At 65.5% G+C, this 12,867-nt stretch carries 1 protein-coding gene and 1 pseudogene; both read right to left on the bottom strand.

What is annotated here, in order from left to right:
- Positions 1-154 (bottom strand): annotated as a pseudogene (locus tag L6D80_RS29620) (channel protein TolC); the annotation flags it as partial.
- A gap of 63 nt (positions 155-217) precedes the next feature.
- Positions 218-12,867, bottom strand: a 12,650-nt coding sequence (locus L6D80_RS29615; RefSeq protein WP_236183106.1) for a BapA/Bap/LapF family large adhesin, incomplete at its 5' end; no start/stop codon positions are given.

Below are 12,867 nucleotides of genomic sequence, written 5' to 3'. Positions count from 1 at the left end.
GTATGGCATCGGGGGCGTCACGCAGCAGTGACGGCCCGATGGTGCGCAGTGCTGGATCTATGTCATCGGCTGCCTGGGCAACCGGGTTCGAATTCAGTACCAGGAGCCCGAGGGCTCCCAGCCACAGCGGTGACAGCGGACTGCGTCGCTTCACATAATTCCCTTACTGCTGTTCGTCCTTGCCGCCGGGCATGGCGCCCGGCGGGTTACTGCGGCCTCAGACGACATGGATGCCGTTTTGCACCCACAGGTGGTGGCTCGGATCCTCCTGGGCCGTGTATTGGTTATAGTCGATACCGTCGGAAGTTTGGTTGCCTACCAGGGCCCAATTATCCGTGAGGTGTACCGAGTCCTTGTCATCCCCCTTGATGATCAGCGTGTCCTTGCCGGTTTCGGTGATCGCCACCACGTCTGCCAGGTTGAGGGTCAACGCCACGGCGCTGGTGTCGTTGAGGTCGATGACCTCAATCGCATGGACGCGCCCGACCAGGTTGCCCAGGTCGATGCTGGCATCGCCGCCGCCCCACAGGAGCGTGTCGGTACCCGTGCCGCCATCGACGCTGGCGAAGTGCTGGTCGACCACCACCAGGGTGTCATTGCCTGCTCCTCCCTCCAACGTGATGTGGCCGCCCCGGCTGCCATCGAGGTGGTCGTTGCCGTCGGTACCGGCAATCACTTCGCTGGACGCAGCGGCGGCGACACTGGCCAGGGCCACACCCTCGTCGCCGGTGTCAGCCAGTGTCGAGGTAGTGGCGGTGAGGCCGGCGGCGTTGTCGAGGTTGATGGTCAACGTGGCGGTATCGCTGGTGCCATTGGGGTGGGTCAGTTCGTAGGTGAAGGTGTCGTGCTGACCGACCACCGCTGAGGTAAGCCCCGTTTTGAGGGTGTAGGTGTAACTGCCGTCAGCATGCACCAGTAGCGTGCCGTAGGTGCCTGCCACGCTGACCCCGTTGTAGCCTGGGATGGCGTAGGTGTTGGCGCCTACCAGCACGCTCAGCACGGTCAGCGCCGAACCCAGGTTGTCTGCACCGCCACCGCTGGTGTCGGTCAGCAGGTTTCCGGTCACCAGCGTGGCGTTGCTGACCACGAACTCGTTGGTGTGGGTGGTCGTTGTGGTGAGACTGGTGGTGATCGAGCTGGCAAGGCCGATGCCGCCTGCGGTTACGCGGATTTGATAGGTACCGGCACCCTGGTTCTGGAAGGTGTACCCTGAGCCACCACCCAGCAGGCTGATCAGCGAGCTGCCGCGCACACTATCGACCAGCGCATACTGGTTGGTAGCAGGGTTGAGCTTGAGCAGATCAATGGTGGTGCCATTGAGCAGGCTCAGCAGGTTGGTTGAGTTGACCACCACTTGCAGGTTGGCTGTGGTATCGGCACCGACGGTGGTGGTGTAGGTCGCTTGCCGACTGCCGATCAACGGCAGGTTCAGCGTGCCCAAGGTGGCGCTGCTGGTATCCACGCGGTTGGCCAGGGTGAGGTGGCTGCTGCCGAAGTCGTTGACTGCATCGACCACCGTGGCAGGTGCGCCGAGGTTGCTGTCGCTCCAGATTTCCGTGGCTTGTGGGCTGTCGATGCGCACATACAGGTTCGCGGTGTCGCTCAGGCCATTGCTGTGGACCAGCTGGTAGCTGAACACATCGACTTTGCCGACGCTGGAAGGCGTCCCATTGGGCGTATAGGTGTAGCTGCCGTCGGCCCGAATCACCAGGGTGCCATACAGCCCTTGCACCTCGGTGGCGCTGCCAGCGGTGACATAGCTGCCGTTCTTCAGTACCTGCAGTACCGCAGAGCTGTCCGGGCCTCTGGCATCGGTGCTGCCGTCGACACCCGGGTCGGTAATGACGTTGCCAGAGGTTGGCGTACCGGTACCGGTGAACTGGGTCAGGCTGGTGGTTTCAATATCCAGCGTGGTGGTGACGTTGGTGATCAGGCCAATGCCGCCACTGCCGACCGTCAGGCGATAGTCGCCCGCCTGCAGCAATCCGATGTCGACGCGTATCCCTTGACCCAGGGGCAGCAGGATCAGGTCGAGCAGGCCTTGGCTGTTGCCGGTGGCCAGTGTCACCCAGTCTCCGGCTGCGTTCTTCACCTCCAGGGTGAAGTTCGCTCTGTCGAGCAAGGCCAGGGCGCTACTGGTGGTCAACGTCAAGCTCACGTCCACCGTGGTGCCTGCACCTACTGTCCAGGTATACGGCTTGGTAAAGCCCGACAGCAAGGTAGTGAAACTGTCCTTATAGGTAGTAGAGCTCACCACCGGTGCCAGGTTGACGGTCGCGGTGGCCAGGTTGTCGCTGGCAACCACCGGCGCATTGGCATCGATATCCGGCGCGGTGATGGTGACGTTGCCGGAGACGTTGTTGCGTGGGTCGGTGAGGGTGACCGACAGCACCTGGCCGTTGTCCTGGGCTGGGCTCAGGGTAACGGTGAAGGTGCCGTTGGGCTGCACTGTGGCCGTTTGCAGCACGGTGCCGGTGGCACTGCGCACTGTGACAGTGGCTCCGGGCTCACCGTTACCGGTGAGGGTGCTGCCGTCGGCGCTGATCGCCAGGTTGCTGGCGGCCGCAGGTGGCGTGAGGTCTGGTGCGGTCAGGGCAGTCCCGGTCGAGACGTTGCCGGCCGCATCGGTCAAGGTGACCGTCAACGCCTGGTTGTCGATCTGCGCAGCGTTGAGGCTGACCACGAACAGGCCGTTGACGCCCACCGTGGCGGTGCCCAGGAGGGTGCCAGCGCTGTTGCGCACCGTGACGGTGCTGCCGATCTCGCCAGAACCACTCACCGTGGTGCCGTTGGCGTTGATCGTGGCCGCTGGCGCTGCGGGCGGTGTGGTGTCGGGCGCGGTGATGGCAGTGCTGCCCGAGAGGTTGCCAGCGCCGTCAGCCTGGCGCACGGTGAGCAGTTGCCCGTCGTTCTGTGCGCTGGTGAGGCTAACGCTGAAGGTACCGTCGGCTTGCACCACGGCCGTTCCGATTGGCCCGCTTGGGCCCCTCACGGTGACAGTTGCGCCGGGCTCGCCGACACCGGTCAGCACAGTGCCGCCGGCATTGAGCGTCAGGTTGCTCGGTGCGTTTGGCGGCAGCACGTCTGGCGCGGTGAAGCTGGTGCTACCAGAGACGTTCTGCGCAGCGTCGGCCTGGGTTACGCCCAGCACCTGGCCATTGAGCTGCGCGCTGGCCAGGTTGATGCTGAACGTGCCACCGGCGTTCACCAGGCCGGTGCCGAGTATGTTGCCGCCGGCATCGCGCACGGTGACCGTGGCACCGGCTTCACCGCTGCCGGTCAGCACCAGGCCATTGGTGGACAGCGCGGTAACGATCGGATTGGCCGGTGGGGTGATATCGGCTGCCTGCAGATAGACAGGCTGCGATTCTACTCCGAGGGTGACTGTAACTACCGATATCTGCTCGCCGTTAAGCTGTGGCGCATCGAGCCTCAGGGTAAACGTGCTGCCGAGGCTGGATCCGCTGCCGATCTGATTACCCGCGGCATCGTAGACACGGATGACTCCGGCGGGCGCACTACCGGTCAAGGTCAGGCCATCGGCAGCCAGCTTCACATCGGTTGGCGGAGCGGGAGGCGCTACCAGAGGGGTGGTATAGGTAACCGGGTCAGAGGCGTTCGAAGAAGCATCTGTCTGTGTTACCGACAAGGTTGCCCGCGGACCGACCGAAGACTCCAGGGTGATCTGGAAGGTCCCACCGCTGCTCACTACACCGGAGCCTATCACGCGGCCGCCGCTGGTGACGGTCACGGTCGCACCAGGTTCACCTTTACCGGTCAGCACATTGAACGTGTTGTTGATGCCCAGGTCCGTCACCTGCTCAGGAGGCGAGGTGTCGAGGGTCTGGTAGCTCGCCGGCAGCGAAGCGTTACCGGCGGCGTCCGTGGACACGACGGTCAGCAGTTGCCCGTTGTTCTGCGCCGGGCTCAGCGTGACGGTGAACTGGCCATTGCCATCTACCGTGATGGTGCCCAGCACCGCATTGGTCGGTCCACGTACGGTAATGAGGCTACCTGCCTCGGCAGTGCCGGTGAGGGAGGTGCCCGCTGGGTTGAGCAACAGGTCAGTCGGCTGCGCAGGTGGTGTCAGGTCCGGTGCTGTGAGCTGGAACGGTGCAGAAGGGTTGCCGGTTGCGTCCTGGGCGATGAGGGTCAGGACCTGGCCGTCGATCTGCGCCGGGATGAGGTTGAGCACGAAGGTGCCGTCGACAGCGATGATGCCTTGCCCGAGCATGTCGCCCCGGTTGTTCATCACGGTGACGCGTGCACCCGGTTCACCTTCACCGTTAAGTTGAGTACCACTGCTGTTCAAGGTGGCAGTAACGCTGGCCGGTGGGGTGATGTCGACGGCCGTGACGGTGGAGATCGGCGACAGGTTGCCAGTGGCATCCTGCAGGGTCACCTGCAGCACCTGGCCATTGATCTGCGGCGAACTCAGTTCAACCACGAAGGTGCCGTTGGCGTCGACCGTGGCGGAACCGATAAGGAGAGCGCCGACGTAGACGCGCACGGTAGCGCCCGCTTCGCCGGTGCCGCTGAGCTGATCGCCGGCAACATTCAGGTGCAGCTCGGCCGCGGCCTCTGGTGGTGTCAGGTCTGGTGCCTGGACCGTGACCGGCACACTGATGTTGCCGGGTGGGTCGGCCTGCTGTACCGAGAGCACTTGCTGGTTGATCTGAGGCGGCGACAGTTCGACGCGGAAGCTGCCGTCGGCCAGTACCCGACTGGTGCCCAGCACATCGCCCAGCGCGTTGGTCACCGTGACCAATGCACCCACCTCACCGCGGCCACTGACCACGCTGCCGTCGATGTTGATGGCCACCTCGGTGAGGGCGGCCGGCGGGGTAAAGTCGGGAGTCTGTAGCGTCGCCGCAGCCGATACGTTGCCGGCAGCGTCGGTCTGGGTAAAGCTGAGCACTTCAGCGTTGCCCAAGGCCGGGTTGAGGGTGATGGTGAAGTGGCCGCTGGCATCGACCAGCGCGGTACCGATCTGGTCACCGGCCGGGTTGGTGACAGTGACCCGCGCGCCTGCTTCGCCGCGACCGGTGAGGGTAACACCATCGCCGGAGATCGCCAGTTCGGTGGGGGCCGCAGGCGGCGTCGTATCCGGCGCGGTGATGGCGCTGGGGTTCGACTGGTTGCCGGCTGCATCGGTCAGCACCACCTGCACCTGCTGGCCATTGGCCTGTGGCGCGCTGAGGCTGACCTGGAAGCTACCATCGCCACGCACTACCGCTGTGCCCAGCACGCTGCCATCGGCGGCAAGCACTTTTACGGTGGCGCCAGCTTCGCCGGTTCCGTTGAGCAGGCTGCCACCGCCGATAAAGGCGAGGTTGCCTGCGGCATCCGGTGCCACGCGGTCTGGCGCGGTGAGGGTGACGCTGTTGGACTCGTTGCCGGCAGCGTCGGTCTGTTGAGCGCTCAAGCGTTCGCCATTGATCTGCGCGGCGCTCAGGCCAATGCTGAAGTTGCCGTTGGCATCTACCACACCGGTGCCCAGGTCGACTCCGCCTTGGCCGATTACGCTGACGCTGGCACCCGGCTCGCCACGGCCGCTGAGTGTCAGGCCGTCGCTGGACAGCGCCAGGTTGGTCAGCGGTTGGGGTGGTGTGGTGTCCGGTGCTTGCAAGGTCGTCGGCAACGAGGCACTGCCGTCCGTGCCCACAGCGTTGACCTGCAGCACCTCACCGTTAGCCTGGGCGCTGCTGAGGTTGACGGTGAAGGTGCCGTCGTTACCCACCGGCGCGGTGCCCAGTACTGCACCATTGGGGCCGTATACGTTCACCACGCTGCCGGGCGCCGCGGTACCCGTGACCACCAGCCCATTGGCAGACAGCACCAAGTTGTCTGGCGCATCGGGGGCCAGGATGCCTGGCGCGGTCACGCTCTGTGCCGGTGAGACATTCTGTGCGGCATCGGCCTGAGTCACGCTGAGGCTCTCACCGACCGTCGCCGGCGGATTGAGTGTAACTGTGAAGTGGCCGTCGCTGCCGACTGTGGCGGTACCCAGCTCAGCACCGCCAGGTGCCCGTACAGTGACGGTGGCGCCCGCTTCGCCGGTACCGGTCAGGGTCCCGCCATTGCCTGCAACCGCCAGGTTGGCGACCGCTGCTGGCGGGGTGGTATCGGCAGCGGTGTAAGGCACCGAAGGCGACACATTGCCTGCTGCATCGGTGGCGGTAACTTGCAAGGTCTGGCCGTTGGTCTGGGCCGTGTTCAGCGTAACCTGGAAGGTGCCGTTGCTGTTGGCCACGGCAGTGCCCAGCACATTGCCGGCCGCGTCGCGCACGGTGACCGTGCTGCCTGCTTCGGCGTTACCACTCAGTTGCAGACCGGTACCGGCCAGCGCCAGGGCGGTTGGCGCGGCAGGCGGGGTGAAGTCAGGTGCGGTAAGCGTTACTGCGGTCGACGTGTTGTTGCCCGCGTCGGTCTGGGTCACGCTTAGGTGCTGGGCATTGAGCTGCGCACTGTTGAGGGTGAGCGTGAAGCTGCCATTGGCGGCTACCAGGCCGGTGCCGATGATGGTGCCGTCGGGGCCGCGCACGGTCACGCTGGCACCGGCTTCACCCAGGCCGGTGAGGGTCAGGCCATTGTTGTTGAGCACCACGTTGGTCAGCGGCGCCGGTGGCGTCAGGTCAGGCGTGCTCAGCGTAACCGCAGGCGAGGTGTTACCTGCCGCATCCACCTGGCTCACGCCGATGGCCTGGCCGGTCGCCTGTGGCGTGTCGAAGGTGACCGTGAAGCGGCCATCGGCACCCACGGTCGCGGTGCCTACCACGGTACCGGCGGCGTTGCGTACCTGCACCGTTGCACCCACTTCGCCGCTGCCGGACAGTTGTTTGCCATCGGCGCTGAGCACCGGGTTGCCTACGGCGGCAGGTGGCGTGCGGTCCGGGGTCGCCAGGCTGGCAGGACCAGACACGTTGCCGGCGGCATCGATGAGGGTGACTTGCAATGCGCTGCCGGTGGTTTGCGCACTCGGCAGGGTGACTTGGAACTGACCGTTCTGGTTGACCGTACCCTCGGCCAGTATTGCACCGCTGGCATCACGCACGATTACCCTTGCGCCAGCTTCTCCCTGGCCGCTGACTACCGTGGCTGCGCTGTTCAGGCTCAGGCCTGTGGCTGCGTCTGGCGCCTGCAGGTCTGGTGCCTGCACGGTCGCGGCGAGGGAGGTGTTACCAGCAGCGTCGGCCTGGGTAATGGTGAGGCTTTGGCCGTTGGCTTGCGGCGGTACCAGGCTGACACTGAACAGCCCATTGCTGCCTACGGTTGCGGTGCCCAGCACGGTGCCTTGCGCATCGACCACACGTACGGTTGCACCGACTTCACCGTGGCCGGTGAGGGCGCTGCCGGTACGATCCAGGACCAGCTGGTTGGGCGCATCGGGGGCCGTGGTGTCCTCTGCCACGATGGTGGCTGGCACCGAAGGCTTGCCACCGGCTGCGTCACGGGCACTAACCTGCAGAATTTGGGCGTTGAGTTGGGCGTTGCTGAAGAACACCCGGAAGGTGCCGTCGCTGCCGACCGTGGCGGTACCCAGGGTGATCCCCGCGGACGTTACGGTGATCAGTGAGCCCGCGGTGCCTTGGCCGATGAGCAGGAAGCCGTCGGCACTGATTGACAGGGCGGACGGGGTGGCGATTTCGCTGCCGTCCGGGCCGGTCACGTTGACCGAGGTTTCGTTGCCACCTCCGTCGCGGACTACCAGTTGCGCGCTATCGCCGCTGCCCAGCGGCGGATCGAGCGGGATCACGAAGGTGCCATCCGGCCCGACAGTGCCCTGGCCCAGTATTTCGTTGCCGTCGCGCACGATGACGGTGGCACCTGGTTCAGCGCTACCGGCAATGGTGCTCCCATCCGGGCTGACGGTGATATCGGTGGCCGCTGCGGGGGGAGTGGTATCCTCTGCGGTGACGGTCAACGGCGCCGAGTCGTTTCCTGCAGCATCGGTAACGATGACCGTCACGGTCTCGCCGTTGGTCAACGGCGGTGCCAACGGCACGCTGAAGCGGCCATCCTCGTTGACTGACCCGGTAAAGGTACCACCAGGGCCAGTCACCGTTACCGAGCTTGCACCCGGTGCGTTACCGGTGACCTCGGTGCCATCTGGGCTTATTTGCACCTCAGTGGGGAGTGCCGGCGGGGTGAGGTCCGGTGCGGTGACTTGAGTCGCTCCAGAGACATTGCCGGCGGCATCGGTCAAGGTGATGTCGAGTACCTGGCCGTCCAGTTGTGGTGGCGACAGCGGCACGATGAAGTTGCCGCCCACCGGTACAAGCACAGTGCCCACCACGTCGCCATTGGCATTGCGCACCTCGACGGTGGAGCCCACTTCGCCACTGCCTTGCAGGCGAGTGCCGTCGGCGCTGACCTGGACACCGGTCGGGGTGGCTGGCCCGGTGGTATCAACGGCTGTGACGGTCGCCGACGGCGAGGTGTTGCCAGCCTTGTCGGTGAGCACCACCGACAGCACTTCTCCGTTGGTCTGGGCCGGGCTGAGGATAACGCTGAAGGTACCATCGGCATTCACTACGACATCGCCCAGTACCTGCCCGGTTGCATTGCGCACCTCCACCGTGGCACCCGGTTCACCTCGGCCACTGAGTTCGCTGCCGTCAGTGCTCAGCGCAAGGTCTTGGGCCACCTCCGGGGCCTGCAGGTCGGGGGCGGTCAGGGTACCGGCGGCGGAATCATTGCCGGCGGCGTCGGCCTGAATGACCGACAAGGCCTGGCCGTTGAGCTGGGGTGGATCGACGGAGACGCGGAACGTGCCGTCGGCCTCCACCACGGCGGTACCCAGTACTGCACCGCCGGTGCCGATGACGCGGACCGTCGCGCCGGGCTCACCGGTGCCGGACACCACGCTGCCATCGGCAGACAGCACCAGGTCTATCGGGGTGTCCGGCGCTTTGCTGTCTGGCGCTGTCAGGCTGACGGCTGCAGAAAGGTTACCGGTGGGGTCGCGCTGCTCCACGGTCAGAGCCTGGCCGTTGGTCTGCGGTGCGCCCAGAGCGACCTCGAAGCTACCGTCCTCGTTGACTACGGCCGTGCCCAGCACGGTGCCGTCGGGGCCACGTACCGTGACTGTGGCGCCCGGTTCGCCGGTGCCTGTGACAGTGGTACCTGAGTTGTCGATCACCGTGTTGCCAACCACCTGCGGCGGGGTGCTGTCAGGGGCGGTGAAATCAACCGGGCCGGCACTGTTGCCGAAGCTGTCGGTAGCTTCCACGGTCAGGCTCTCACCGTTGCGCTGTGGCGGGTTGAGGGCGACGTCGAAGCGCCCGTCGGCGCCGACCGTGGTGGTGCCCAGCACGGTGCCGTCGGCGGCACGCACGGTGATGATCGCACCCGTCTGGCCCGTGCCGGTAAGGTGAATGCCGGTGCTGTCGATGGCCAGGCCGGAAGGTTGCAGCGGGCCATCGAGGTCGGGGGCGGTGAGGTTAGCGGTCGAACTGTTGCCCGCCGCATCGCGCAACACCACGTCCAGCTCCTGGCCGTTGGTCTGGGCCGGTGTCAGGGTCAGGGTGAACACGCCGTTAGGCCCGACCACGGCAGTACCCAGCACCGTGCCCTGGGCGTTGCTGACCTGCACACTGGCACCGGGTTCACCGCGGCCAGTGAGGGTTACGCCATCGGCACTGAGCAGCAGGTCGGTGGCCGCGCTGGGTGGGGTGATATCCGGTGCGGTGATCTGGATCGGGAGCGAACTGTTGCCGCCAGTGTCGACAGCCACCACGTCGAGCAGTTCGCCATTGGCCTGGGGCGGTGTGAGGTTGAGTGTGAAGGTGCCGTCGTTGCCCACTTGCACACTGCCCAGCACCGTCCCTTGGGCATCGCGCACTTCCACCCGGCTGCCTGCCGGGGCGCTGCCGCTGAGGGTCGAACCATTGGCGGCCAGCACCAACTCGCTTGGGCTTTCCGGTATTGGCGTCAGTGGCACGACGACGGTCAGGCCCAGCGATTCGTTGCCGGCAGCATCGGTCTGCACCAGGACGATGGTTTCGCCGGCGGCGAGCGGGGTGTCCAGGTTGACCAGGAAGGTGCCATTGGAGGCCACTGTGGCGGTGCCGAGCACATTGCCATCGGGATCGCGCACTTCGACTTTGGCGCCGGCTTCACCACGGCCGGCAATCACCTGGCTGCCGGCACCCACCACTACGTTACTGATGATGGCTGGAGCGGTGGTATCGGGGGCGGTGTAGTTCAGCGGCTCGGAGACGTTGCCGGCGGCATCGATCACCCGGATGGTCAACATTTCGCCGTTGGCCTGGATTGGGTCCAGAGTGAGGCTGAAATTGCCGTCGCCGCCAACGATACCGCTGCCGATCAAGGCGCCGCTGGCGTCACGCACTTCCACCCGGGCGCCGGGTTCTGCGTTCCCGGTCAGGGTTGCACCAGCACTCAGGTCAAGCGCTGTCGGCTGGCCTGGGGCTACCAGGTCCGGGGCGGTCAGCGGGCTGGAAGCCGAGACATTGCCCGCGGCATCGGTCAGAGTCACCTGCAGCGACGAGCCGTCGATGACCGGGCTGTTCAGTTGTAGAGTGAAGCTGCCATCCGGCTGCACAGTGCCGGTCCCTACGACCTGGCCTTGATCGTTCAATACATTGACCGTCGCGCCGGCTTCACCGCGGCCCGAAACGGTACGGCCATCGAGGCTGATGACCAGGTCACTGGCCGGAGCTGGCGGTGTGGTGTCGCCGCCGCCGTCGATGTCTGGTGCAGTGACGTTGCCCGCGGTGGAGGTGTTGCCCGCGGCATCGGTTGCGGTGACCTGCAACTGTTCGCCATCGACCTGCGCTGGGTTGAGGGTGATGCTGAAGGCGCCGTTTGCACCGACCACGGCGCTGCCTAGCACGGTGGTGCCGTCGGCGGCGAGGATCCTTACGGTGCTGCCGGGCTCCGCGCGGCCGCTGACGACAGTGCCATCGGCATTGACCGCCAGATCGGAGGGGGCGGCTGGCGCCGTGATATCGGGCGCAGTGACCTGGGCGGGCAGGGACGAAGCGCCGCTGCCATCGATTGCTACGACGTCGAGCAACTCGCCGTTGGCTTGCGCTGGGTTGAGTGCCAGTGTGAAGGTGCCTTCGGCGCCAACCACGATGATGCCGATCACTGTACCGTTGGCATCGCGCACCTCAACGCGGCTGCCTGCCGGGGCGGTGCCGCTGATGCTGCTGCCATCGGCGGAAATGATCAGGTCGCTTGGGGTGTCTGGTGCTGGCGTCAGCGGAACCTGGAATTGCAGGGCCTCTGAGGCATTGCCGCTTGGATCGGTCTGAACCAGGCTCAGCTCAGCACCCGGTTGGGCCGCTGGATCCAGGTTGATCAGGAAGGTACCGTTGGCTGTGACGACGCCGGTGCCGATGAGGTTGCCATTGGCATCGCGCACCTCAACGGTGGCGCCAGCTTCACCGCGACCGGACAGTTGCAGGCCATTTGGGCCGACTACGATATTGCTGACTTCGGCCGGTGGGGTGGTATCCGGCGCTTGGAACTCAAGCGGCGCCGAGGTATTGCCGGCGGCATCCACCAAGCGTACGTCGATGGTTTCGCCGTTGGCCTGGGCAGGGGAGAGGGTCAGGCTGAAGGTGCCGTCTGCACCTACCACCCCGCTACCGATCACGGTGCCGGACGCATCCCGTACCTGAACCGTAGACCCCGGTTCACCACGGCCAGACAGGGTGACGCCATTGGCCAAGGCCAAGTCGGTCGGTTGAGCTGGCGGCTGCAGGTCTGGTGAAATCACCGAACCGGGCGGCGACACATTGCCAGCAGCGTCGGTCAGGGTCACTTGCAGCGACGAGCCATCCTTGACTGCCGGATTCAAGGTGAGCTGGAAGGTCCCGTCGGCCCCCACAGTACCGGTGGCCAGCACGTTGCCCGCGCTATCGCGCACCTGGACGGTAGTGCCCACTTCACCACGGCCGCTGATTTGCTGACCGGCCAGGCCAATCACCAAGTCGGTAGGTGCAACTGGTGGGGTGGTGTCGCCGCCATCGATATCCGGTGCAGTGACGTTGCCCGCGGTGGAGGTGTTGCCCGCAGCATCGGTTGCGGTGACCTGCAACTGTTCGCCATCAACCTGCGGTGGGTTGAGAGTGATGCTAAAGGCGCCACTTGCGCCCACTACAGCGGTCCCCAATACAGTGGTGCCATCCGCAGCGAGCACACGCACGGTGCTGCCGGGCTCTGCGCGACCGCTGACGACAGTGCCATCGGCATTGACCGCCAGATCGGCGGGAGCGGCTGGCGCCGTGATATCGGGCGCAGTGACCTGGGCGGGCAGGGACGAAGCGCCGCTGCCATCGATTGCCACCACGTCGAGCAGCTCACCGTTGGCTTGCGCCGGGACGAGCGGAATGCTGAACGTGCCGTCAGCGCCAGCCACCACGGTGCCGATCACTGTACCGTTGGCATCGCGCACCTCAACGCGGCTGCCTGCCGGGGCATTACCAGTGATGCTGCTGCCATCGGCGGAAATGATCAGGTCGCTTGGGGTGTCCGGTGCTGGCGTCAGCGGAACCTGGAATTGCAGGGCCTCTGAGGCATTGCCGCTTGGATCGGTCTGAACCAGGCTCAGCTCAGCGCCCGGTTGGGCCGCTGGATCCAGGTTGATCAGGAAGGTACCGTTGGCTGTGACGACGCCGGTGCCGATGAGGTTGCCATTGGCATCGCGCACCTCAACGGTGGCGCCGGCTTCGCCGCGACCGGACAGTACCAGACCACCAGAGCCGACCACGATATTGCTGACTTCGGCCGGTGGGGTGGTATCCGGCGCTTGGAACTCAAGCGGCGCAGAGGTATTGCCGGCGGCGTCCACCAAGCGCACATCGAGGGTTTCGCCGTTGGCTTGGGCAGGCGACA

Source organism: Pseudomonas ceruminis (assembly GCF_021602025.1).
GTDB classification, from domain to species: Bacteria; Pseudomonadota; Gammaproteobacteria; order Pseudomonadales; family Pseudomonadaceae; genus Aquipseudomonas; species Aquipseudomonas ceruminis.
This window is presented reverse-complemented; position numbering and strand designations above follow the sequence as displayed.